26 protein-coding genes are annotated in these 21,382 nt (G+C 66.4%); 11 read left to right on the top strand and 15 right to left on the bottom strand.

Annotated features, from left to right (window positions below; all coding sequences use genetic code 11):
* The first annotated feature begins 108 nt into the window (after positions 1-108).
* A complete protein-coding gene (locus tag OIM94_RS02480; RefSeq protein WP_264608555.1) occupies positions 109-1,053 on the top strand; it encodes an NAD(P)H-dependent flavin oxidoreductase in 945 nt (314 codons plus the stop codon).
* Positions 1,054-1,056: 3 nt separating this feature from the next.
* On the opposite strand, the gene OIM94_RS02475 is transcribed toward OIM94_RS02480, so the two are convergent.
* Both OIM94_RS02475 and OIM94_RS02470 read right to left on the bottom strand, forming a co-directional pair.
* Positions 1,057-1,515 (bottom strand): DUF1465 family protein, encoded by a 459-nt coding sequence (locus OIM94_RS02475; RefSeq protein WP_264608554.1) that lies wholly within the window; start codon positions 1,513-1,515, stop codon positions 1,057-1,059.
* A gap of 73 nt (positions 1,516-1,588) precedes the next feature.
* Positions 1,589-1,786 carry a YdcH family protein gene (locus tag OIM94_RS02470; protein WP_264608553.1) on the bottom strand — a complete coding sequence of 66 codons (198 nt, stop codon included), beginning with the start codon at positions 1,784-1,786 and terminating at the stop codon, positions 1,589-1,591.
* 160 nt (positions 1,787-1,946) lie between these two features.
* On the opposite strand from OIM94_RS02470, the gene OIM94_RS02465 reads away from it, so the two are divergent.
* Entirely contained in the window at positions 1,947-2,099 is a 153-nt protein-coding gene (locus OIM94_RS02465) for a YdcH family protein (protein WP_264608552.1), read from the top strand.
* 214 nt (positions 2,100-2,313) lie between these two features.
* Here OIM94_RS02465 and OIM94_RS02460 read toward each other — a convergent pair whose 3' ends face one another.
* The 3 genes from OIM94_RS02460 to OIM94_RS02450 all read right to left on the bottom strand — a co-directional run bounded on the left by OIM94_RS02460 (position 2,314) and on the right by OIM94_RS02450 (position 4,035).
* Positions 2,314-2,688, bottom strand: a complete 375-nt coding sequence (locus OIM94_RS02460; RefSeq protein ID WP_264608551.1) for a PilZ domain-containing protein — start codon at positions 2,686-2,688, stop codon at positions 2,314-2,316.
* 115 nt (positions 2,689-2,803) lie between these two features.
* Complete coding sequence (dksA, locus tag OIM94_RS02455; protein WP_264608550.1) at positions 2,804-3,262, bottom strand: RNA polymerase-binding protein DksA; 459 nt, start codon at positions 3,260-3,262, stop codon at positions 2,804-2,806.
* Between the two features lie 335 nt (positions 3,263-3,597).
* The gene (locus tag OIM94_RS02450) at positions 3,598-4,035 is read right to left on the bottom strand and encodes a host attachment family protein (protein ID WP_264608549.1); all 438 of its coding nucleotides are present in this window, start codon (positions 4,033-4,035) and stop codon (positions 3,598-3,600) included.
* 91 nt (positions 4,036-4,126) lie between these two features.
* On the opposite strand from OIM94_RS02450, the gene serS reads away from it, so the two are divergent.
* From serS to OIM94_RS02435, 3 genes are all read left to right on the top strand, one after another.
* Positions 4,127-5,407 (top strand): serine--tRNA ligase, encoded by a 1,281-nt coding sequence (serS, locus tag OIM94_RS02445; RefSeq protein ID WP_264608548.1) that lies wholly within the window; start codon positions 4,127-4,129, stop codon positions 5,405-5,407.
* Complete coding sequence (gene surE, locus OIM94_RS02440) at positions 5,407-6,174, top strand: 5'/3'-nucleotidase SurE (protein WP_264608547.1); 768 nt, start codon at positions 5,407-5,409, stop codon at positions 6,172-6,174. The genes serS and surE overlap by 1 nt, the downstream gene beginning before the upstream one ends.
* A gap of 67 nt (positions 6,175-6,241) precedes the next feature.
* Positions 6,242-6,382 (top strand): hypothetical protein, encoded by a 141-nt coding sequence (locus tag OIM94_RS02435; RefSeq protein ID WP_264608546.1) that lies wholly within the window; start codon positions 6,242-6,244, stop codon positions 6,380-6,382.
* Positions 6,383-6,597: 215 nt separating this feature from the next.
* Here the strand turns inward: OIM94_RS02435 and OIM94_RS02430 are convergent, their stop codons facing one another.
* Genes OIM94_RS02430 through OIM94_RS02420 form a run of 3 tightly spaced genes read right to left on the bottom strand, consistent with a single transcriptional unit; the run spans position 6,598 to position 9,682 of the window.
* Entirely contained in the window at positions 6,598-8,436 is a 1,839-nt protein-coding gene (locus tag OIM94_RS02430; protein WP_264608545.1) for a M2 family metallopeptidase, read from the bottom strand.
* Between the two features lie 60 nt (positions 8,437-8,496).
* A complete protein-coding gene (locus OIM94_RS02425) occupies positions 8,497-9,258 on the bottom strand; it encodes an alpha/beta fold hydrolase (protein ID WP_264608544.1) in 762 nt (253 codons plus the stop codon).
* On the bottom strand, positions 9,239-9,682 hold the full coding sequence (locus OIM94_RS02420; protein WP_264608543.1) for a GFA family protein: 444 nt from the start codon (positions 9,680-9,682) through the stop codon (positions 9,239-9,241). The genes OIM94_RS02425 and OIM94_RS02420 overlap by 20 nt, the downstream gene beginning before the upstream one ends.
* 170 nt (positions 9,683-9,852) lie before the next feature.
* Here OIM94_RS02420 and OIM94_RS02415 point away from each other — a divergent pair, with 170 nt between their 5' ends.
* Positions 9,853-11,703: a methyl-accepting chemotaxis protein gene (locus tag OIM94_RS02415; protein WP_264608542.1), complete on the top strand. Its 1,851-nt coding sequence runs from the start codon at positions 9,853-9,855 to the stop codon at positions 11,701-11,703.
* Positions 11,704-11,830: 127 nt separating this feature from the next.
* Here OIM94_RS02415 and OIM94_RS02410 read toward each other — a convergent pair whose 3' ends face one another.
* The 5 genes from OIM94_RS02410 to OIM94_RS02390 form a co-directional block, all read right to left on the bottom strand.
* Positions 11,831-12,187: a hypothetical protein gene (locus tag OIM94_RS02410; RefSeq protein ID WP_264608541.1), complete on the bottom strand. Its 357-nt coding sequence runs from the start codon at positions 12,185-12,187 to the stop codon at positions 11,831-11,833.
* A 371-nt stretch (positions 12,188-12,558) separates the two neighbouring features.
* Positions 12,559-12,984 (bottom strand): ExbD/TolR family protein, encoded by a 426-nt coding sequence (locus tag OIM94_RS02405; RefSeq protein ID WP_264608540.1) that lies wholly within the window; start codon positions 12,982-12,984, stop codon positions 12,559-12,561.
* Positions 12,985-13,010: 26 nt separating this feature from the next.
* On the bottom strand, positions 13,011-13,490 hold the full coding sequence (locus OIM94_RS02400) for an ExbD/TolR family protein (RefSeq protein WP_264608539.1): 480 nt from the start codon (positions 13,488-13,490) through the stop codon (positions 13,011-13,013).
* An 81-nt stretch (positions 13,491-13,571) separates the two neighbouring features.
* Positions 13,572-14,363 carry a MotA/TolQ/ExbB proton channel family protein gene (locus OIM94_RS02395; protein WP_264608538.1) on the bottom strand — a complete coding sequence of 264 codons (792 nt, stop codon included), beginning with the start codon at positions 14,361-14,363 and terminating at the stop codon, positions 13,572-13,574.
* Between the two features lie 75 nt (positions 14,364-14,438).
* Complete coding sequence (locus tag OIM94_RS02390) at positions 14,439-15,113, bottom strand: energy transducer TonB (protein WP_264608537.1); 675 nt, start codon at positions 15,111-15,113, stop codon at positions 14,439-14,441.
* Positions 15,114-15,478: 365 nt separating this feature from the next.
* On the opposite strand from OIM94_RS02390, the gene OIM94_RS02385 reads away from it, so the two are divergent.
* Positions 15,479-16,177, top strand: coding sequence for a hypothetical protein (locus OIM94_RS02385; RefSeq protein WP_264608536.1), 699 nt, complete (start codon positions 15,479-15,481; stop codon positions 16,175-16,177).
* Between the two features lie 24 nt (positions 16,178-16,201).
* Here OIM94_RS02385 and OIM94_RS02380 read toward each other — a convergent pair whose 3' ends face one another.
* The gene (locus OIM94_RS02380; RefSeq protein WP_264608535.1) at positions 16,202-16,573 is read right to left on the bottom strand and encodes a dihydroneopterin aldolase; all 372 of its coding nucleotides are present in this window, start codon (positions 16,571-16,573) and stop codon (positions 16,202-16,204) included.
* A 176-nt stretch (positions 16,574-16,749) separates the two neighbouring features.
* On the opposite strand from OIM94_RS02380, the gene OIM94_RS02375 reads away from it, so the two are divergent.
* From OIM94_RS02375 to OIM94_RS02360, 4 genes are read left to right on the top strand one after another with little or no spacing between them, the layout of a single operon-like run.
* Positions 16,750-17,271, top strand: a complete 522-nt coding sequence (locus OIM94_RS02375) for a GNAT family N-acetyltransferase (RefSeq protein ID WP_264608534.1) — start codon at positions 16,750-16,752, stop codon at positions 17,269-17,271.
* A gap of 46 nt (positions 17,272-17,317) precedes the next feature.
* Entirely contained in the window at positions 17,318-17,884 is a 567-nt protein-coding gene (locus OIM94_RS02370; RefSeq protein WP_264608533.1) for a DUF1285 domain-containing protein, read from the top strand.
* Positions 17,881-18,477 carry a CoA pyrophosphatase gene (locus OIM94_RS02365; RefSeq protein WP_264608532.1) on the top strand — a complete coding sequence of 199 codons (597 nt, stop codon included), beginning with the start codon at positions 17,881-17,883 and terminating at the stop codon, positions 18,475-18,477. Before OIM94_RS02370 ends, OIM94_RS02365 begins: the two co-directional genes overlap by 4 nt.
* A complete protein-coding gene (locus OIM94_RS02360) occupies positions 18,465-19,712 on the top strand; it encodes a CCA tRNA nucleotidyltransferase (protein ID WP_264608531.1) in 1,248 nt (415 codons plus the stop codon). Before OIM94_RS02365 ends, OIM94_RS02360 begins: the two co-directional genes overlap by 13 nt.
* Here the strand turns inward: OIM94_RS02360 and OIM94_RS02355 are convergent.
* Positions 19,652-21,331, bottom strand: a complete 1,680-nt coding sequence (locus OIM94_RS02355) for a putative bifunctional diguanylate cyclase/phosphodiesterase (RefSeq protein WP_264608530.1) — start codon at positions 21,329-21,331, stop codon at positions 19,652-19,654. The genes OIM94_RS02360 and OIM94_RS02355 overlap by 61 nt on opposite strands.
* Positions 21,332-21,382 lie beyond the last annotated feature (51 nt).

Below are 21,382 nucleotides of genomic sequence, written 5' to 3'. Positions count from 1 at the left end.
GCGGGATTCGCGCATTGGTTTGGCGCCTGGCCTTCCCATCAAGGTCGCGTGCCGTAACGTCCGACATGCTTGCCTAGACACGCTTCATAGCTGCGGTATCACTCAGGCATGGCGCTACCGGCACTCTTCGATCGTCTGCGGCTTCCCGTCATCGGCTCGCCGCTGTTCATCATCTCCTGCCCCGAACTGGTCATCGCCCAGTGCAAGGCGGGCATCGTCGGCTCGTTCCCCGCGCTCAACGCGCGGCCGCAGAGCCAGCTCGACGAATGGCTGCACCAGATCACCGAGGAGCTGGCCGCGTGGGACCGTGACCACCCGGACGCGCCCGCCGCCCCCTTCGCGGTCAACCAGATCGTCCACCGCTCCAACCCGCGGCTGGAGGAAGACGTCGCGACCTGCGCCAAGTGGAAGGTGCCGATCGTGATCACGTCGCTCGGCGCCCGCCCCGAACTCAACGATGCGGTGCATGGCTGGGGCGGCATCACCTTGCACGATGTGATTGACGATCGCTTCGCGCACAAGGCGGTGGAAAAGGGCGCCGACGGCCTCATCCTGGTGGCGGCCGGGGCCGGGGGGCATGCCGGGCGCCTGAGCCCCTTCGCGCTCGTCCAGGAAGTCCGGGCATGGTTCGACGGGCCCGTCGCACTTTCGGGTTCGATCGCCACCGGCGGTGCGGTTCTCGCCGCGCAGGCCATGGGTGCGGACCTTGCCTATATCGGCTCGCCCTTCATCGCGACCGACGAGGCCAACGCCGTCGCTGCCTACAAGCAGGCGATCGTCGATGGCCATGCGGACGACATCGTCTATTCCAACCTCTTCACCGGCGTGCACGGCAATTATCTGCGCGCCTCGATCGTCAATGCCGGCCTCGACCCGGACAATCTCCCCGAAAGCGATCCCAGCGCGATGAATTTCGGCGGCGCCAAGGCGTGGAAGGACATCTGGGGATCGGGTCAGGGCATCGGCGCCGTGCATGCGGTCGAGCCGGCCGGCGTCCGCATTGCCCGGATGCGTGACGAATATGCCGCGGCGCGGGCGCGGCTGGCACTGTAACCGTTAAAAGGCCCCGGCCAGCCGATCGAGCATGCGGCGGGCCGGGCTGGGCACGGCAGCCGGCAGGTCCAGTGAGGAATCCAGGCGGGCGACGCGGCGGTACAGGTCGATGCTACCCTGGATGATCCCCACCGCCTGTGCCGGCATCGCCGCAAGCAGCGCCGCATCGGATTCGGGTGCGGGCCCGAGGCGCCGTGCAGGGGAGCGCGCTTCATCGAGCGCCAGCTCGCCTGCATCCACCGCCCGCTGGGTCAGCAGCCAGGCGATGATGTGCATCAGCCGCGTGGTCACCTTGAGCGATTCGCAGGAAAAGGCGACGCGGTTCAGCGCATCCAGCGCCTCGCGCTCGTCGCGGCCGAGCTGATCGAAATAGCCGCGCGCCTCATCGGCGAGCACCATCGCCTCGACATAGAGCGAGTCGACCAGGCGACGATGGATCGTGGCGGTTTCCTGCCCCTTCATGGCACCCGCCGTGCCACAGCCGGGGCGTCAGCGAAACGGCCAAAATCGGCGGCCCTGCGCCAGGCTGGAACGGTCACGCGATGATGTCCGGGATCAACTGGTCCTCGCAGAGCGAAATCTCGTCGCGCAGCTTGAGCTTGCGCTTCTTCAACCGGGCAATCTGCAGCTGGTCGCTCGTGCCGCTATCCACCAGCGCGGCGATCGCGGCATCCAGATCGCGATGCTCCGCGCGCAATGCGTCCAGCCGCCGCCGGATCTCGTTTTCGTCCATCCACGCCCCCATACGCCCGATTCGTCGGGACGAATGCCCTTGGCACAGACCATCGCGTCTTTTCGGTCGTCTGTCGATCAGTGATGATTCTGCACGCGACAGGCGGAGCAAAACATGATGTAGTTCGCTCCCCTCAGACCCGTTGAAGGAGGACTGCTTCATGCATACCGCGCATCTTTCGGCACTTACGGCCAAGCATTCGAAGCTCGACCAGCGAATCGCAGTGGAAGCGCAGCGCCCCCTCCCCGACCAGATGCTGATAGCGCAATTGAAGAAAGAGAAACTGCGCGTCAAGGAAGAGATGGCGCGCTAGCGCTTTCATCCACAGTTTATTTACCGTGATCTTGCGCCCGCGCGGTTCAAAGCCGCCGCGCGGGCCGAACATGGCCACCGCGCATGCTCCTATCCCCTGCCCGGCGTTCCGGATCGACAGTGCCACGCGCCATCGCCGCGCTGACAGAAACGCGAAGGGGCCCGGCAATCGCCGAACCCCCTATCGAGCGCTGAAACTCCAATCGTATGGCGGCTCAACGCCGCGTGAGGATCGGCTTCACATACACCGGGGTCTGCGTGCCCCCGCCCACCGGCTTGCGGGCGAGCTTGGGATCGATTTCGTTGTCGAACGCCACGCCCACGCGCCCCTCGGCTGCCCAGGCAATCTTGCCCTTTACCCAGCCGACACCGCGGACCTCCACCTCGACCGGCGCGCGCAGGCCGATCGGTGCGGTATATTCGGCCATCAGACCGCCCGAAGACAGATTGCGGACACGCACCATCCCCGCATCGGCACCTTCGACACGGAGTTGCGCGGTCAGCAGCAGGCTGTCGCGGGCACCGCTTCGCTTACCGGCAAAATCGTCGGCGGAAAGCGTGCTGACGGGAAGTGTAGACTGCTGGTCCATTGTTGGCTCTCAAACGCGGATTCGCACCCAGAGGTGAGTAGACCAACAAGTCTTAACGAAAGGATTAACCGGAATCCGCTCCGGTATTTTGCCGAAGCGGATTCTAACGTGGATTTCACTCGTCCCGGCTGATCTTCTCGTTGCGCTCGTGCCGCTCCTGCGCCTCGACCGTCATCGTCGCCGTGGGGCGCGCCTCGAGGCGACCCAGCGGGATCGGCTCGCCGGTCACTTCGCAATAGCCATATTCGCCCTCCTCGATCCGGCGCAGCGCGGCGTCGATCTTGGCGATCAGCTTGCGCTGCCGATCGCGCGTGCGCAGCTCGATCGACCAGTCGGTCTCGCTCGACGCGCGGTCGGTCAGATCCGCCTCGCGCAGCGGCTCCGACTGCAGCTGGTTCAGCGTGCCCGCCGCCTCGCGATAGATCGCGTCCTTCCAGGCGTTGAGCTTGGCACGGAAATATTCCTGCTGCCGAGGATTCATGAAAGGTTCGGTATCGGTCGGCCGATAGCCGTCATCGCCGTCATTCGCGGCGGGAGGAACGTGCTCGTCAAAACGGCCCAAAACAGTTGCCATTCCCACTCTCCACACCAGTCCCCCCATGGCATTCCGCCGGGGGACCGCATTGCCCGCAGGCGCTATACTTTCGCGCTCAGCGGTTAACAAGCGGATGCTGCGAAAGCTTTTTGCTTCAATTCCCTGTACTCCGGTAGAAATTAGCAGGGGCTGAACCAGCCACGCCAATTTCCGCAGCCTATCCAAACAAGTTGCCAAGCCAAGAACGTTGCGGCGCCGTCTTCGTCCTGAATTCGAACATTAACGACACCTCGCCCCGCTACGGCACGCCGCCGGCATCATCACCGCTTCTGCGACGCACCCGCACATGCGGTGATGATGCCTGGCCTTGGCGACTAGCCGTTTCGCAGCGCCGTCTCGATGTCCGGCAGCGGATGACCCGTGAGATCCTTCGCCAGCTCGCCCGCCAGGCGCTCGGTGACGCTGGCATGATAATGTTTGCGCAATTCGCCCAGCGTCTTGGGGGGTGCGACGATGATCAGCGATTCGAAGCTGTTGCGCAGCGCCTGCTCCCGCAGCATCGCGGCCACCTCGGTGGCGAAGCGATCTTCTTCCAGCTGATGGAAGTCCGGCTCGCCCATCGTTCCCTGACCAGCCTGCCCGTCCGCCGCCTGCCCGGACGAATCGGTCTTCTGCTCCGACGTCCTGGGATTGGGCTGCAGTTCCTTCTGCACCAGCTGGAGGTTGAGATGGTCGGCATCGCCCTGGTTGCGAAGCATCAGCAGCTTGCGCCCGTCGGCGACGACCACCATCGCATCGTGCGGAACCTTCATTGCTCTCTCCTGTCGTTCGTTGGTTCGGAGAAAAACGGTCGGGCCGTGCCGGGGTTGCGCGGTGCGCAGCCCCTCGCCATAGGCTAGGCCCATGCACGACATCCGCTTCCTTCGCGAACATCCCGAAACCTTCGACCAGGGCCTGGCCAAGCGCGGGCTGGAGCCGCAGTCGGAGGCGCTGCTGGCGCTGGACGAGCGCCGCCGCGCGCTGGTGACCGAGCTGCAGGCCGGGCAGGCGCGCCGTAACGAAGCCTCGAAGGCGATCGGCGCCGCCAAGGCGAAGAAGGACGAGGATGCCGCCGCGGCGCTGATGGCAGAGGTGACGATCCTCAAGGAACGCCTGCCGATGCTGGAGGCCGAGGAGAAGGCGGTCGGCGAGGAACTGGACGGCCGGCTCGCCGCGCTGCCCAACCTGCCCTACCCGGACGTGGCGCAGGGCGCGGACGAGAATGACAATGTGTTCGTGCACGAGCGCGGCACGCTTCCCGCCTTTCCCTTCGCGGCGAAGGAACATGACGCGATCGGCCCCGCGCTGGGCCTCGATTTCGAGACCGGTGCGGGCATGTCCGGCGCCCGCTTCACCTTCGTGCGCGGGGCGACCGCCCGGCTGCACCGCGCGCTCGGCCAGTTCATGCTCGACACGCTGACCGGCAGCTATGGCTATGAGGAATGCGTGCCGCCGCTGCTGGTGCGCGACGAGGCGCTGTTCGGCACCGGCCAGTTGCCCAAGTTCGCCGAGGATCTGTTCCAGACCACCGACGGCCGCTGGCTTATCCCCACCGCCGAGGTGAGCCTGACCAATGCGGTGCGCGAGAAGATCCTCAGCGAAGAGGAACTGCCGCTGCGCCTCACCGCGCTCACCGCCTGCTTCCGCTCCGAAGCGGGTGCGGCGGGGCGCGACACGCGCGGCTTCATCCGCCAGCACCAGTTCGAGAAGGTCGAGATGGTGTCGATCACCACCCCCGACCAGTCCGAAGCCGAGCATGAGCGGATGACCGCCGCGGCCGAGGACGTGCTGACCAAGCTGGGCCTCGCCTTCCGCCGGATGAAGCTGTGCAGCGGCGACATGGGCTTCACCGCCGCGCGCACCTACGACCTCGAAGTATGGCTGCCGGGCCAGGATCGCTACCGCGAGATCTCGTCCTGCTCGACCTGCGCCGATTTCCAGGCACGACGGATGAACGCGCGCTACCGCCCCGAAGGCGAGAAGGGCACGCGCTTCGTTCACACGCTCAACGGCTCGGGCCTGGCGGTGGGCCGCACGCTTGTCGCGGTGCTGGAGAACTACCAGCAGGAGAACGGCGCGGTCGCGGTGCCCGCGGTGCTCCAGCCCTATCTGGGCGGCCTCACCCTGCTTGAACCGCGCGGCTGATGCGCATCCTCCTCACCAACGACGACGGCTATCACGCGCGCGGCCTCGCGGTACTGGAGCGGATCGCGCGGACGCTGTCGGACGACATCACCATCGTCGCACCCGCGGAGGAGCAATCGGGCAAGGGCCGCTCGCTGACCCTGACCGAGCCGTTCCGCGTCCGACGCCACGGGGACAACCGCTATGCGGTGAAGGGCACGCCGACCGATTGCGTGATGTTCGCGCTCGCCGAGGTGATGAAGGACGCGAAGCCCGACCTGATCCTCTCCGGCGTCAATCGCGGCGGCAACCTCGCCGAGGATGTCAGCTATTCGGGCACCGTTTCGGCGGCGATGGAGGGCGCGCTGGCGGGCATCCGCTCGGTCGCGCTCAGCCAGCGCTATGCGCGCAGCGGCATGGGCGATGCGGTGCCGTTCGACACCGCGGAGACCTGGGGGGAGCGTGCGCTGCGGCCGCTGCTCGACATGGAATGGGCGCCGCGGACCATGGTCAACATCAACTTCCCGCCGATCGAGGCCGATGCGGTACAGGGCATCAAGGTCGTTTCGCAGGGCCTGCGCGACTATGGCCGCGTGGCGCTGGACAAGCGTCTCGATCCGCGCGGTTTCCCCTATTACTGGCTGGCGATGGGCCGGCTGCCGCACCAGCCCGTGCCGGAAACCGACCTCGACGCGATCGAGGCGGGCTTCGTCACGGTCACGCCGCTGCATCTCGACCTGACCCACCGCGAGTCGATGGATCGGCTGCGCGGCGCCTACGCCGGCTGAACCCCCGCCCAACCACGGCACTGAACCCGCGCCTGCGCGGCGCGTTGTCTCCCACAAGGAGAGTGCCATGAACCCCGAACCGACCAAGACCGAACCGGATACCCAGCCCGGCACCGCGCACCAGCCCGACGGCACGGACAGCTCGGCGGAGTGGAACGCGGAAATCGCCGACGAGAACATGATCGCGGACCAGGATCCGGACGCCTGATCGGTCTCTGCCGGATCGCGTGACGCATCATTCCCGGGTCCGCCGAGCGCAATACGCGGAACGTAGCGCCGTTCCCTGCACGAAGTTGATCCGATAGGAGGCCTGTCGGCGAAGGCATCGGCCCTCCGTCTTACTCGGGGGCAGGTCCGTGACCAAGCGGACATTAGGATCGGCGGTCGCAGTGCCGACCCACATCAGCACTGCGACCGCCACGATCACCATCCCTGCGGCTGGCCCTTGTTCTGCGCATCAAGCCACGTCTTGAGCGGCGCAAAATACTCCATCATCGCATTGCCGGAAATCTCGCGGCTGCCGGTGAAGGTCTGCAGCGCATCGGGCCACGGCTTGGAAGCGCCCATCTCGAGCATCTTGTTCAGCCGCGCGCCGACCTCCTTGTTGCCATAGAAGCTGCAGCGGTGCAGCGGGCCCTTCCAGCCCGACTGGTCGCACGCCGCCTTGTAGAACTGGAACTGCAGCAGCCGCGCAAGGAAGTAGCGGGTGTAGGGGACGCTGCCGGCAACGTGATACTTGCCGCCCGCGTCGAACTTGGTCTCGTCGCGCGCCACCGGGGGCACGATCCCCTGATACTGGAGCCGCAGCTTGTTCCATCCCGCCTCATACTGGTTGGCGGGAATGGTACCGTCGAAGATCTGCCAGCGATATTTGTCGACCAGCAGGCCGAACGGCAGGAACGCCACCTTGTCCATCGCCTGACGGAGCAGCAGGCCGATATCCTTGTCGGCACTCGGCACCTGGGCGCGATCGAGCAGGCCGATCTGCACCAGATATTCGGGCGTGATCGAAAGCGCCACGAAATCGCCGATCGCCTCGTGGAAGCCGTCGTTCGCGCCGTTGCGGTAGAGTGTCGGCTGCGCCTTGTAGGCACGCTGGTAATAGTTGTGACCGAGCTCGTGGTGGATCGTGACGAAATCGTCCGAATTCACCTTGATGCACATCTTGATGCGGATGTCGTCTTTCTCGTCGATGTCCCAGGCCGAGGCGTGGCACAGCACTTCGCGGTCGGCGGGCTTGAGGAAGAGCGAGCGTTCCCAGAAAGTGCCCGGCAGCGGGGCGAAGCCGAGCGAGGAATAGAAGCCCTCGCCGGTCTGGACCATCTTCTTCCAGTCGTAGTTCTTGGCCTTGAGCAGATCGCCCACGTCATAGCCGAGGTCGCCGGCCCCCTTGGGCGCGACCACGTCGTAGATGTTGCCCCACTCCTGCGCCCACATGTTGCCGAGCAGATCGGCGCGGATCGGGCCGGTCTTGGCCTGCACTGCGTCGCCATATTTCTCGTTGAGCTTGCGGCGGACATAGGTGTGAAGCGCGACGTAGAGCGGCTTGACCTCGTTCCACAGCTTGTCGGTCATGGCGGCGAACTCGGCGGGCGGCATGTCATAACCCGAGCGCCACAGCGCACCGGTATCGGCAAAGCCCAGCTCCTTGGCGCCCTGGTTCGCGATGCCGACCAGCTTCGTATAGTCCGGACGCATCGGCGCCCCGACATTGTCGTGCCAGCTGACCCACATTTCCTTGAGCTCGCCCGGATCGCGACTGTCGCCCATTGCTGCTTCGATGTCGCTGCCATTGATCGGCTTGCCGGCGCGCGTACCCTTGCCCTTCGCGTAGAAGGAGCCGAGTCTCGTCGAGATGTCGCTGAGCTGCTGGGCGGCCCCCGGCGTCGTCGGTGCCGGCAGCACCAGCGCGGCGCGGAGCATCGTCAGCTGGCGCTGCTGTTCCGGCGTAAGGCCCGGCGCCTTCTGCAGGCGCGCGGCGTCGAGCGCGAAGCGCACCGCCATCTCGGTGTCCTTGGCGCCGTAATCGGCAGCCAGCGCGTCCGTGTCGTCGGTGATATAGGTGGCGTTGATCCAGGCCACGCGGGAGGACGTCAGTCGGAAGGCAGCCATCTCCTCCTGCGCGCGGGTCAGGAACGCCGCGGCATCGGCGGCGGTGGGGGCAGCGGTGGGCGCCGCCGCGGCAGGGCTGGACTGCTGGGAATGGGCGGGCGCCGCCAGCATCGCGGCGAGTGCCACGAGCGAAAGACCGGTACGGATCATGATGCTAGGTCCTTGGAATTTCGGAATGGCGTGGACCCTGCCGCGCCTCCCCCGCCCCCGTCAACCAGCAAGGAACTCCGCAATCGCGTCGCCCAGCTCCGGCCGCGTGACCGCGCTCATGTGATTGCCGGGAATTGCGACGAACATGCCATAGGGCAGCAGATCCGCCACTTCCTGCGCGGAGCCGTTGTCATAATCCTCGGCACCCGAGATCACCGCGGTCGGCTGCACGATCGCCTCGATTTCCTCGCGCGGCGTATCGACGAAGGTGTCGAGGATGCGCAGCAGCGCGACCGGATCGCCCTTGGTCGTCTTGAGGAATGCCTCGGTCAGCCATTCGGAGCTGCCGCGCTGGAAGCTGCCCAGATTGGTGAGCACCCGGTGAAAATAGGCCCCGCGCCCCTTGGTGGCGACCAGCCCGTCCAGCCCCATGCCCGACAAGACCACCTTGTCCGGCCTGGCGCCGTTGGCGAGCATCCGCACCACGGTCCGCGCGCCCAGCGAATAGCCGACGAGATCATAGTCGGTGAGACCCAGATGCGCCACGATCGCGAAATTGTCGCGCATCAGCACATCGGGCGGATACGCCGCAGGATCGTGCGGCTTGGCGCTGTGCCCGTGCGCGCGCAGGTCGGGCATGATCACCCGACGACCGCGCGCGGCGAGCTTGGCGGCATGGCCGTATTTGATCCAGTTGACCTCGGCATTGGAGAAATAGCCGTGGATCAGCACAACCGGCCGCCCCTCTCCCATTTCGGTCCAGGCGATCTCCTGCCCATCGAAGCTGGCGAAGCGAAAAGTTTCAGTCGGGAAGTCGGCCAATGCTGTCCATCCATCGTTTGACGACGTTCGGGTTATCCTCGGTGCGGTATCTGGGGAGACCGTCCGTGTCGAGCCACTGTTCGTGCATGCTCTCCACGGCATAATGGTGCCGCGGCTGAAACCGGCCCGGGGCGTCGAAGCTGCCGATGGTCAGGTCCATTGTGTCGCCGTCGAGAAACGCAAAGGTCAGCGGGGTGCCGCAATCCCGGCAAAAACCGCGCTCGGCAATCGGCGAGGAGCGATAGCGATCCGGCGCACGCGTCCACGTGATGTCGGCCTTGCGCACGCCCTTGAATGCGATCGACACCCCGCCCGTTGCCCGCTGGCACATGCGGCAGTGGCAAAGATAGGCGTCCTCATCCTCGATCCGGACGGCATAGCGGATCCGCCCGCAGTGGCAGCCACCCTGAACTTCCTCACCCATTCTGTTCTCCTACCGTAACAATCGTGCACCATCCTGCGCTCTGGCGTTGGTAGACCTCTGCACGACGGCGCACGTTCGCGTCGCAGCCGGGCCGGCACTCTATAATGAATGCGGGAATTACCGCATTGCGGCCGCCACGAGGGCCGCCGCGCCAACGTAACGGATCATCGATGTTCAAGCGCTTCCAGAATCTTCCGCTCGCCACCAAGACGACAATGCTTGCCGTCTCGGGCCTGCTATTGCTGGCGATCGCAACCTTCTTCGTTGCGGATCATGCGCTTACCCGACAAGCAGCGCAAACCGCAGCCGAACGTCAGGAAGTGAACATGCGCGTCGCGTGGCAGGTCCTGCGCGGCTATGGCAGCGATTTCCGCCTGGACGGCGACGATCTGTACGTCGGCACCCACAAGCTCAACAACTGGGACGAGCCGGTCGATACGGTAAAGCGCCTGGTCGGGGGTACCGCGACGATCTTCCGCGGCGACATGCGCATCGCCACCAACGTCACCAAGCCCGACGGCACGCGCGTGGTCGGCACGCCCCTCGCCCGGAATGCCGCCTATGAGGCGGTGCTGGGCAAGGGCGAGCCATATCGCGGCACTGCCGACATCCTCGGCAAGCCCTTCTTCACCGCCTATGATCCCATCAAGGATGCGTCCGGCAAGACCGTCGGCATCCTCTTCGTCGGCATTCCCGAAAGCGACGTGATGGGTGCGATCGGCAGCGCGCGCTGGTCGCTCGCGCTGTCTGCGGCATTCATCTCGATCGCGGTCGCGGCATCGGCCTGGTTCGGCGGTCGGGCGATGTTCGCTCCGCTGGTACAGATGACGGCCGCGATGCGGGCACTGGCAGCCGGCAAGGTGGATGTTGCCATTCCAGGCCGTAGCGCAACCGACGAGATCGGCTCGATGGCGGAAGCGCTCACCCATTTCCGGACCTCCGAAATCGCCCGTCAGCAGGCCGAGGCGCGCGATCGTGAGGCGGAGGCCGCCCGCGAGCGCGCGGTCGACGTGCTCGGCGACGCGCTCGCCAAGGTGTCCGGCGGCGACCTCACGGCCGATATCGGCAACGACTTCCCCGCCGGCTACGAAAAGCTCGCCACCCATTTCCGCTCGGCCATCGGCAGCCTGCGCGAATTGATCGGTGCCGTGCTCGAAGGCACGGCCTCGATCCGTACCGGCTCGCAGGAGATCGCGGGCGCCTCCGAGGATCTTGCCCGCCGCACCGAGGCGAATGCCGCCAGCCTAGAGCAGACCGCCGCCGCAATCACGCAGATGAACCAGCGGATCGACGCAACCGCCTCCGCCGCAGGCGTGACCGTGCAGCGCGCCGATGAGGCGATCGGAGTCGTCGGTTCTGGTCGCTCCACGGCGGACGAAGCCGTGCAGGCCATGACCCGCGTCTCGGACAGTGCCAAGGGCATCGACAGCGTGATCGAAGGGCTCGACAAGATCGCCTTCCAGACCCGGGTGCTCGCGATGAACGCTGCGGTCGAGGCAGGCCGCGCCGGGGAGGCGGGCCGCGGCTTCGCCGTCGTCGCCGATCTCGTCTCGGCGCTCGCCATGCGGGCGGAAGAAGAAGCCAAGCGCGCCCGCGACCAGCTCACCGTTACCCAGTCGGAAGTCGAGGTAGCGCGCGGCGCGGTCGAGCGAGTCGACCATGCCCTGGCCGCCATCGTCGACACGGTGGGCGAAGTGCACCAGCTGCTCGGCGGCATGGCGGCCGACAATCAGGCCCAGTCCTCCGCCATTCGCGAAATCAGCAGCGCGATCGGCGACATGGATCGCGCGACCCAGCAGAATGCCGCGATGGTGGAAGAGACCTCGGCCGCTGCGCGACAGCTGACCGATCAGGTCGCACGCCTCGATGCGCATGCCGCGACCTTCCGCACCGGCGGCACCCCGGGGCCGCTGCGCACGCCCGTGCTGCGGACGCAGCGCGCGCCGGCACCCGTTCCCGCCGCCCCGCGTTCGGTGCCGACGCAGGCGCTCGCGGACGGCGACGATTGGGCATCCTTCTAGAGCGGATCGCGTCTCGATCTGCGACATACGGAAAAGCGGGCCGGAGTTATCCGACCCGCTTTTTCTGTGGGTGCCCCCGTGCCCCTCGAAGCGGCCGGCGACGCGCCGTCGCCGCTCCAGGCCATGTTCAGCGCGCGGCGGTCTGCTGCCGCAAATCGAGGTAGCGCAGGCCCGCGGTCGCCACGGCATGCGAGGTCGCGCTGCGATTGGTCGAAAGATCCATGGGGACATCGGCCTGCGCCAGCACGTCGCGGTAGAGCGCGCGCGCCTGCTCGGTACGGCCGGTCGCGTAATAGACGGCGGCGAGGTTCAGCTGCACTTCCGGGCGCGCGCCTGCCTGCATCTGGGCAAGAAGCTTGTGTTCGGCCTTGGCATAGGCGCCGGTCATGATTTCCCGCGCCGCTACCGTGCCGTCCTGGGCAGCAGCCGGCGAGGCCAGAGCGAGCATCGGCGCCAAGGCCGCAGCGACAAGTTTGATCGACATGTTACTCTCCTTTCGCGTTACATCGAAGTTTCAATTTTATGACACTTCGGTGACGCCTGAGTGACATTTCGGAGAACGCTGCGCAACCCCGCATTTGCGCTTAGGTGCCTCGCGTTGGGATAAAGGGACCAAAAACGTCGTACCGGTGCGGCCTGACAACGCGAATGTAACGCTCGCTTCGCGCAGACGCCTGGAGGTCACGCGCTCCGCTCGGCGATTCTGCGGCGATAGGCCCCATCGCCACCCGGAGGGACATGGGCCTTGCTGAAGCAGGTACCGCTGCGCGACCGCGAAAGGGCCCCCGACGGCAGGCACAAAAAAAGGCGGCCCCGAAGGGCCGCCTTCCCAAAATACTCCGACCGATCCGAAGATCAGAAGTCGTTGCGATACTGTTCGTTGCCGATGAACCCCAGCTTCGTCACATTCGCACGCTTGATGATCGCCAGCACGCGGTCGACCACGTCGTAGCGTGCCTGCGGATCCGGCTGGAAGTGCAGCTCGGGCTCCGGCGACAGCTGCAGCGACGCGTCCAGATACTGGCGCAACATCACGTCGTTGATCGGCATGCTGTTCCAGAACACCTGGCCCTGCGCGTCGATATAGACCTTGTTCTTGGTCGGCTCGACGGGCGGCGCGCTGTTCGGGCTCGGCTGCGGCAGGTCAACCTTCACCGCATGCGTCTGGACCGGAATGGTGATGATGAACATGATGAGGAGCACGAGCATGACGTCGATCAGCGGCGTCGTGTTCATGTCCATCATCGGCTCGCCGTCATCACGGCCTGCGCTCATTGCCATTGTCGTAACTCCTTAAGCGAGGCCGATCAGAGCCGGGTGGTGCCCGAACCGGGCTCCGGTTCCGAGATGAAGCCGACCTTCACGAAACCCGCCATCTGCATCGTGTAGATGGTGCCGCCGATGCAGCGATAGGGCGTGTTCACGTCACCGCGGATGTGAACTTCGGGAAGTTCGAGACCAGCGGCATTCGGGCCACCCTGGCGGTCGATCTCGGCCTTCAGCTTCACGACCGCACGGTCGAGCAGCTCGGTGTGATTGACCCGGGTCAGGCCCCAGTAGATCTCACAGCCGTCCGGCCCGCCCTTGACCGAGAGCGAAACGTTCTCGGGCTTGGTGGTGGTCGGTTCGAACTGCACCTTCGGCAACGCGAGGTCGATCGTCTGGACCACAACGGGAACGGCGATGAGGAAGATGATCAGGAGAACCAGCATCACGTCCACGAGGGGCGTGGTGTTGATGTCCGACATCGGCGCGTCGTCGCCACCGCTGCCTGTGCTAATCGCCATTGGGCGTTATCCTATCCTCTTGTGCGCCGGATCGGGATCCGGCGGCAGGGCAGCGCGGCGGCGCTGCCCTGCGCCTTGATCTTACGAGCGGGTCGTGGTGCCGCCGGTCGTGGTGGCCGGCTTCGGCGCAGCGGCAGCAACCGGCTTCTTCGCGGCAGCGGCAGTCGCCGGCTTCACGCGGCCGTCCGAGGCCAGGTAGCCGAGGACGTCGTTCGAGAACGCGTTCAGGTTCTCGGCGATCGCCTTGTTGCGACGCTGCAGGAAGTTGAAGGCGAGCACGGCCGGCACGGCGACGACGAGGCCGAGTGCGGTCATGATGAGCGCTTCACCGACCGGGCCGGCGACGGCGTCGATCGAAGCCTGACCGGCCGAGCCGATCTTGATGAGCGCGCGGTAGATGCCGATAACCGTACCGAACAGACCGATGAACGGCGAGGTCGCACCAACGGTCGCGAGGAAGGCGAGACCGCCGCCCAGCGCCGAGTTGATCGAACCTTCCGAACGGGCCAGCGAGCCGTGCAGCCAGTCATGCGCTTCGACCGGATCGGTCAGCAGCTTGTACTGCTCCTGGGCTTCGATGCCGTCGTCGACGATCTGGCGATAGGCCGAGTTCTTCTCGAGCTTGGCGGCGCCTTCACGCAGGCTGGTGGCGCTCCAGAAGGTCGCGCGGACGCGCTTCGACTGGTTGATGATCTTCTGCTGCTCGAACACCTTGGTGAAGAGGATGTACAGCGACACGAAGAGCATGAGCACCAGGATGGTGAACACCGACTGCGAGATCAGGCCGCCTTCCTTGAGCGCCTGCTGAAGGCCGTAGGGGCTTTCGCCGCCCTTAGCTGCGGCGGCACCGGCAGCGAGAATGGTCGTGAGCATTTTGGGTCTTTCCTCTAAAAGATAGCTTCTTGCGCGAGCCGGTCCGCCACGCCCGGCGGACCGGAAACCGGAGAGTTACTTCTGCAACCGCCAGGTGAAGCGGCCCATATACGGCGCGGGAATCTTGTTCCCTTCCGCATCCTGAGCCGGATCGAAGCGAGCGCGGCGCCGCAACAGGTTGCAGGCCGTGCTGTCGAGCAGCGAGGAACCGCTGGACGACGTGATGGTGCAGTTCGTCACCTTGCCCGAACCGTCGACGTCCAGACGGAAGGCAACGGTGCCCTCGTCGCCAGCGCGCGAGGCGGCGGCCGGATAGTCGTCGTCCGTAACCCACGAGCCCGGAGGCGTACGCGGCTTCAGGCCCTTCGCGATACGCGGCGGAGCCGGAGGCGCCGGGGGAGCAGCCGGCGCGGGAGGCGCAGGCGGCGTGATCGGCGGCGGCGGGGGGATGATGGGCGTGGTGGGGATCGGCGGCGCAGGCGACACGGTCTGCACGATGGCCGGCGGCACCACGACCTGGGTCGGGGGCGGCGGCACCGGCGAGTCCGGTGGCGGCGGCGGCGGCGGAATCTCCTCCGGCGGGGGCGGCGGCTCTTCGACCTCGAAGGTCTTCAGCTCTTCCGCCTTCTTCTTGATATATTGGTATGCCAGACCTGTGACGAAGGCATAACCCATGCCAGCCACGATGATAGCGACGATTACGATCGCTACCACACGACTGCCACTTACATTCCGGTCAGCGTAAGCCATTCGGCAACGTCACTCCCTCTAATCCTGCTTGCGACCCTGGCCGGCTGGCAGCCGCGCACAAGTCCGCTCGCCTCGGGTCGCACTGCGCCCCTGATGGCGAGAGCACCGAGTCTGTATCGTGGGCCTTCCGACGACGCAAACTCTTTGTCGGACGAATTGGTCGTACAACGCGCCCATGGCAGAATTATTTCTGTATAAGATCGGCACAATCCGGTACCGGCGGCGGCATGAAACACGCCATCCCCCTGCTGTTTTGTTGCGCTGCGGCATTTCCGGCACTTGCGCAACCCGCGCCACAAAGCGCGCAAATCCGCCAAGAACCGCAAAGTGGCTTACCCAGTTATGCCACCGTCGCCACGGCGATTGTGAGCGCGCCGCTGGTGATCGACGCGCGCATCGCCGACTTGATCCGCATCAAGGATAATGCCGCGCCCGGACTGACCGCCGGACGGGCCCGCCTCTACGTCCAGGCCGAGGTTCTGGCACTGATTCGCGGTAGCAGCGCGTTGCCGACGCAGATTTCCTACCTGGCAGACGTTCCGCTCGATTCTCGCGGCAAGGTGCCCAAGCTCAAGAAGCAGCGCGTGCTCCTGTTCGCCAGGCCGGTCACCGGCAGGCCCGGCGAGGTGCAGCTTGCCGGGGTGGACGGCCAATATGCCTGGTCGCCCGAGCTGGACGCGCTGACGCGCCGGATCACCCGCGAACTGCTGGCGGCAGATGCGCCGCCCGCGATCACCGGGATCGGCAACGCGTTTCATGTGCCCGGCGCGCTCCCCGGGGAAGGCGAGAGCCAGATTTTCCTGAAGACTGCCAACGGCGCGCCGATCTCGCTGCAGATCCTGCGCCGCCCCGGCGAACGGACGCGTTGGGCGGTATCGCTGGGCGATATCGTCGACGACAGCGCCGGCCAGCCCAAGCGCGACACGCTGGCCTGGTACCGGCTTGCCTGCGGCCTGCCCAAGGCGCTGCCGGCAGAGGCGATGAGCGCCGAGACCCCCGACAATGCCGACGCGGTGCGGCAGGATTATCAGGTCGTCCTGCGCGATCTGGGGCCCTGCGCCTGAAGGCCCTTCCCCGCCGCCGGCCGATCAGCGCCGGTGGCGCACCAGGGTGATGCCGATCGACTCCTCGGCCTCGGCGATCGCAAGCTTCACGATCCGCACCTCAACCCGGCGAACGCGCGAATCGGAGATGAAGACGGTCTGGCAGATATGGTCTGCAACAGCCTCGATCAGCGTGAAATGTACGTCCTTGGGCAGCGCGTCCGTCGCCGCGTGCTTGAGGTCCATATAGCTTTTGGAGGCTCTGAGCGGGGTATCCGGCGCAAATTGCTCTGGCAGATCCAGATCCGCAGTGACGGAGATGCGCAGCGGCTGCGGCAGATGGGTCTCTTCCGAGTAGACCCCGGTGAGGAGCTGCACCTCGAGGTCAAGCACCTGCAGCTGCAATAGATCGGGCAATCAAACGGCCTTTCGTCGCCAAAATAGGCGCGCGCCATAGCAGATAGCGCCGCCGGGAAAAGCCCGTGCAGTTCCTGCACCCGGCTACGTAGCAATTCGCGCTTGCACCCCGCTGCCATGCCGCTAAGGCGCGCGCCTTTCGGCATGGGGCCGAGTGGCGGCACGAAGGATTTGCGGTGATACAAACAGTTGCGCTGGATGCGGTGGATCCGCAGGCCGTCGAGGCGCTCCTCGATCGCGCCTTCGGACCAGGCCGGCATCAGCGTACCGCCTATCGCGTGCGGCAGGGGACGCAGCCGATTCGCCCGTTCAGTTTCGCGGCATTGACCGCGGATGGCAAGCTGGCGGGCACGATCCAGAGCTGGCCCGTCGCGCTGGCGAGCGACTCGGGCCCGCTCGTCCCGCTGGTCATGGTGGGTCCGGTAGCGGTGGATCCCTCGCTGCAGCAGGGCGGCATCGGGCGGCGCTTAATGCAGGAAACACTCGACGCAGCCGACGTCAGTGCACTGCCGGGTGCGGAAGCGCTGATGTTGATCGGCGATCCCGAATATTACGGGCGGTTTTTCGCATTCGATGCGAGCCGCACCGGGCGGTGGCGGCTGCCCGGCCCGTTCGAGTCGCAGCGGCTGCTCGCGCGCGGGGCGGCAGTGCCCAATTGTTCGGGCATGCTGGTCCCGCGGCTGCGCAAGGTCGCCTGAACGACAAGGGTTCGACATCGCGCCGGCGCGCGCTAAGGAACGTCCCATGCCCAACACGCCGCCCCCGGACTTCGCCAGCCTGTCGCTCGCCGAGATCGCCAAGCTCGCCGAGGCCGATCGCCTGCCGCCGGTAGAAAGCTGGAACCCGCAGCATTGCGGCGACAGCGAGATGCGCATCGCCCGTGACGGGACCTGGTATCATCAGGGGTCCCCGATCAGCCGCCCGGCCATGGTACGGCTGTTCTCGACCATCCTCCGCCGCGAGCCGGACGGCCGCTTCGTCCTCGTCACCCCGGTCGAGAAGCTCGACATCGCGGTGGAGGATGCGCCCTTCGTCGCGATCGAGGTGAAAGCGGAGGGCCAGGGCGCGGCGATGCGGCTCGCGTTCCGGCTGAACACCGGCGATGTGGTTCTCGCCGGGGCGGAGCATCCCTTGCGCGTCGAGCAGCGCGAGGACGGCCCCCACCCCTATCTCGCGGTTCGCAACGGCCTCGACGCGCTGGTCGCGCGCAGTGTCTACTACGAACTCGCCCAGCTCGCACTTGCGGAGGAAGGCGCAGTGCCCGGTCTCTGGAGCCAGGGCACCTTCTTTCCGCTAGAGCCGGCCGAATGAGGCTTGCCGAGCGGTTGCGCCGCGCGCTGGCCAGCCGTCCGGCGCACGCAACGACCCTGCTGCCCGGCGACCACGCCTTTTTCGACCCCGCCCAGGTTCCGAGCGCCGCCGCCGTGCTGGTGGCGGTCACCGAGCGCGCCGAGCCCGGCGTGCTGCTGACCCGCCGCAACGCCAATCTGCGGCGTCACGCCGGGCAGATCGCCTTTCCGGGTGGACGCATCGATCCGGGAGACGCCGATGCGGTGGACGCGGCGCTGCGCGAGGCGGAGGAAGAGATTGCCCTGCCCCGGCACCTGGTCGACGTCGTCGGCACGGTCGAGCGCTATCGAACGGTCACCGGGTACGAGGTCACGCCGGTCATCGCCGTCATCCCCGGGGACGTACCGCTGGTGCCCGCCGAGGCGGAGGTGGAAGCGGTGTTCGAGGTTCCATTGGACTTCCTCCTCGACGAGCGGAATCATGTAAAGAAACACGCGCTCTATCAGGGCCATGAGCGCCATTATTACGAGATCATGTGGAAAGAGTATCGAATTTGGGGCGCGACGGCGGCGATGCTGGTGAACCTGTCGCGGCGCATGGCATGGCCCAACTGACGCTGCCCGCCGCCGACTGGCGCGAGCGGCCTGGGCTTGAGGCCCTGACCGAGGCGCTGGGTGCAGGCGAAGGACTGTGCCGCTTCGTGGGCGGCGCGGTGCGCGACACGCTGCTCGGCATCCCGGTCGCCGATATCGATCTTGCCACAACCCTCGACCCCGACGCGGTGATGGAGCGGCTGCGCGCCGCCGGCATCCGCGTGGTACCGACCGGGCTTCAGCACGGCACCGTCACGGCCGTCCTGGACAGTGGCCCGGTGGAAGCGACGACGCTCCGCCGCGACGTCTCGACCGATGGACGGCACGCCACCGTGGCGTTCACCGATGACTGGCGCGAGGATGCCGCCCGCCGCGATTTCACGATCAACGCGCTTTATGCCGATCCCAGAACCGGCGCACTGTTCGACTATTTCGGGGGACTAGACGATCTCGCGGCGCGGCGGGTGCGCTTCATCGGGGATCCGCTGCGCCGGATTGCCGAGGACCATCTGCGGATCCTCCGCTTCTTCCGCTTCCTCGCACGTTTCGGCGATGCACCGGATGCCGAGGGACTGGCAGCCTGCACGGCGCGCGCGCGCGACCTGATGGCGCTCAGCCGCGAACGCATCCGGGACGAGCTGCTCAAGCTGCTTGTCGCGCCCGGCGCCGTGGAAGTCGTCCAGCTGATGTGCGTGCATGGCATCTTCGATCCGGTGCTGCCGGAAGTCACCGGCTGGGCGGCGCTTGCCCGGTCGGTCGAGCGCGAGGCGCTGGTCGGTGCCGTGCCCGATCCGATCCGTCGCCTTGCCGCACTGCTCGCCACCGATCCGGCACAGGCAGATCTGATCGGTGCCCGGCTCAAGCTGTCCAATGCTCAGCGCAAGCGGTTGATGCTGGCCAGCGCCGGCGATGGGACCGGAGAGCCGCGGGCCCTGGCCTACCGAATCGGCCGCGAATCCGCCGAGGATCGCCTGCTGCTCGCCGAGGACGATGCGCCCACGCTGGTCGCCGGGTGGGAGCAGCTCGTGGGCTGGGATATTCCCCGCCTGCCGCTCACCGGTGGCGCGCTGGTCGCCCGCGGCCTTGCCAAGGGACCGGACGTGGCGCGGGCGCTGCACCGTATCGAGGACCAGTGGATCGCCGAGCGCTTTCCCGACAGCGACCGCGTCGACGCCATCGCCGATGCCGTGGTCGCTCAGGCGATCGCCGCGCCGATCAGTCCGAACGCGGCATCCCCCGCCACCGGACGCGAATAATGGTAGCCCTGGCCGTAGGTGCAACCCAGAGCGGCCAAGGTCTGGGCCAGTTCGGGCGTTTCAATGCCCTCGGCGGTGGTCTGCATCCCCAGCGCCGAGGCAAGGCTTAGGATGGCGCGGATGATCGCGATCTTGTCGCGATCGGCGAGCATGCCGGTCACGAAGCTGCGATCGATCTTGAGCACGTCGATGGGCAGCTTCTGCAGATAGGCCAGGTTCGAATAGCCGGTGCCGAAATCGTCCATGGCCAGCGTGGTGCCAAGGTCCTTCAGCGCTGTCATTGTCTGCGCGATACGATCCGGATCGCTGACGATCGCGCTTTCGGTCAGTTCCAGGGTGAAACGCGAGCCCGGCATCGCGTGCCGGTCGAGTGCCGCCTTCACCATCGCGCCGATCTGGTCTCGCTGCAGCTGGATCGCGGAGAGGTTGACTGCGATCTTCACCCCACAATTGCCGCCTGCACGCACATCCCATTCGGCAAGCGTGCGCGCCGCCTCCTCCATCGCCCAGCGGCCGAGCGGCACGATCAGCCCGGACTCCTCCGCCACGGGTATGAAGTCGTTGGGCGAGATCGCGATGCCGTGTTCGTTGGTCCAGCGCGCCAGCGCTTCGAAGGAGGTGATCCGGCCGGTGCTCAGGTCGCAGATCGGCTGAAAGGCGAGCGACATGCGGCCATTCTCGATCGCGCGGCGCAGTTCGGTCTCGATCGCGAACTGTTCGCGCGCCAGATCGAAGGCGCGGGTGTGATAGAATTCGGTGCGCCCGCTCTTCTTTGCGCGGCGCACCGCCAGCTGGGCGTTGCGGACGAGATCCTCGGGATCCCCCTCGATATCGGCGCCGAGCGCGATGCCGATCGAACAATCGATGCGGATCTCGAAGTTTGAGAGGCGGAAGGGGTTGGTCAGCGCCGCATGCACGCGCCGGGCGACCTGCACCGCATCGTCGGGTCCTTCTTCCAGCGTCATCAACACGCCAAATTCGTCGCCGCCAATTCGCGCGAGGATGTCGCGACCACGCAGCGCACCCTTGATGCGGCGCGCGACGGAAATGAGCAGTTCGTCACCCGCGAGTGCGCCCATGCACGCGTTCACGCGGCTGAAGCGATCGAGATTGATCACCAGCACCCCGAACCCCGTCGCCTGCCCGGGTGCGATCCGGTTTTCCAGCTCGTCCGAGAAGCCGGCGCGGTTGGGCAGCCCGGTGAGGCTGTCGGTCGCCATTTCGCGGCGCAGGCTCTGCTCGGTGCGAAGTTCCGAGGTCTGGTCGAGCAGCGTGATCAGGCAATGCCGTTCCTGCGCGGTGCGGCGAGCGAGCACGGCGCGAAAGTGGCGGCTATCCACTTCACTGCCGAAGCGCCAGGCGATCTCTTCCTGCAGCAGGTCCGAGGCGAGAAACTGGCCGATTCGCGGCCCGAGCAGCTGGACGACGGGCGATTCCGACGCGACGAGGCCCAGTCCGGCGACGCGAAACGGCGCGTTGGTGGCGGCGAAGGCGTAGCGGCCGTCGGCGATTTCGATCACCGCGGCCGGTACCGGCAGCAGCTCCAGCATCGAGTCCAGGTCCGCCGGCACCGCCGACACGGCCTCGCGGACCGGCGGAGCGAGCTCCACGGTACGCATACTCAGAGCCCGGACCCTTCGAAACGCCATCCCTGCCGGTCTAGCCGCCAA

The sequence above is a fragment of the Sphingomonas sp. R1 genome (assembly GCF_025960285.1).
GTDB lineage: Bacteria > Pseudomonadota > Alphaproteobacteria > Sphingomonadales > Sphingomonadaceae > Sphingomonas.
Note: the sequence above shows the minus strand (reverse complement) of the source record. Positions and strands in the feature narration are given on the sequence as shown.

Bases quoted from the DNA above. Each gene is read 5' to 3' on its own strand.
- OIM94_RS02480 (WP_264608555.1), top strand. From the start codon at position 109: ATGGCGCTACCGGCACTCTTCGATCGTCTGCGGCTTCCCGTCATCGGC.
- OIM94_RS02475 (WP_264608554.1), bottom strand. From the start codon at position 1,515: ATGAAGGGGCAGGAAACCGCCACGATCCATCGTCGCCTGGTCGACTCG.
- OIM94_RS02470 (WP_264608553.1), bottom strand. From the start codon at position 1,786: ATGGACGAAAACGAGATCCGGCGGCGGCTGGACGCATTGCGCGCGGAG.
- OIM94_RS02465 (WP_264608552.1), top strand. From the start codon at position 1,947: ATGCATACCGCGCATCTTTCGGCACTTACGGCCAAGCATTCGAAGCTC.
- OIM94_RS02460 (WP_264608551.1), bottom strand. From the start codon at position 2,688: ATGGACCAGCAGTCTACACTTCCCGTCAGCACGCTTTCCGCCGACGAT.
- dksA (WP_264608550.1), bottom strand. From the start codon at position 3,262: ATGGCAACTGTTTTGGGCCGTTTTGACGAGCACGTTCCTCCCGCCGCG.
- OIM94_RS02450 (WP_264608549.1), bottom strand. From the start codon at position 4,035: ATGAAGGTTCCGCACGATGCGATGGTGGTCGTCGCCGACGGGCGCAAG.
- serS (WP_264608548.1), top strand. From the start codon at position 4,127: ATGCACGACATCCGCTTCCTTCGCGAACATCCCGAAACCTTCGACCAG.
- surE (WP_264608547.1), top strand. From the start codon at position 5,407: ATGCGCATCCTCCTCACCAACGACGACGGCTATCACGCGCGCGGCCTC.
- OIM94_RS02435 (WP_264608546.1), top strand. From the start codon at position 6,242: ATGAACCCCGAACCGACCAAGACCGAACCGGATACCCAGCCCGGCACC.
- OIM94_RS02430 (WP_264608545.1), bottom strand. From the start codon at position 8,436: ATGATCCGTACCGGTCTTTCGCTCGTGGCACTCGCCGCGATGCTGGCG.
- OIM94_RS02420 (WP_264608543.1), bottom strand. From the start codon at position 9,682: ATGGGTGAGGAAGTTCAGGGTGGCTGCCACTGCGGGCGGATCCGCTAT.
- OIM94_RS02415 (WP_264608542.1), top strand. From the start codon at position 9,853: ATGTTCAAGCGCTTCCAGAATCTTCCGCTCGCCACCAAGACGACAATG.
- OIM94_RS02410 (WP_264608541.1), bottom strand. From the start codon at position 12,187: ATGTCGATCAAACTTGTCGCTGCGGCCTTGGCGCCGATGCTCGCTCTG.
- OIM94_RS02405 (WP_264608540.1), bottom strand. From the start codon at position 12,984: ATGGCAATGAGCGCAGGCCGTGATGACGGCGAGCCGATGATGGACATG.
- OIM94_RS02400 (WP_264608539.1), bottom strand. From the start codon at position 13,490: ATGGCGATTAGCACAGGCAGCGGTGGCGACGACGCGCCGATGTCGGAC.
- OIM94_RS02395 (WP_264608538.1), bottom strand. From the start codon at position 14,363: ATGCTCACGACCATTCTCGCTGCCGGTGCCGCCGCAGCTAAGGGCGGC.
- OIM94_RS02390 (WP_264608537.1), bottom strand. From the start codon at position 15,113: ATGGCTTACGCTGACCGGAATGTAAGTGGCAGTCGTGTGGTAGCGATC.
- OIM94_RS02370 (WP_264608533.1), top strand. From the start codon at position 17,318: ATGCCCAACACGCCGCCCCCGGACTTCGCCAGCCTGTCGCTCGCCGAG.
- OIM94_RS02365 (WP_264608532.1), top strand. From the start codon at position 17,881: ATGAGGCTTGCCGAGCGGTTGCGCCGCGCGCTGGCCAGCCGTCCGGCG.
- OIM94_RS02360 (WP_264608531.1), top strand. From the start codon at position 18,465: ATGGCCCAACTGACGCTGCCCGCCGCCGACTGGCGCGAGCGGCCTGGG.
- OIM94_RS02355 (WP_264608530.1), bottom strand. From the start codon at position 21,331: ATGCGTACCGTGGAGCTCGCTCCGCCGGTCCGCGAGGCCGTGTCGGCG.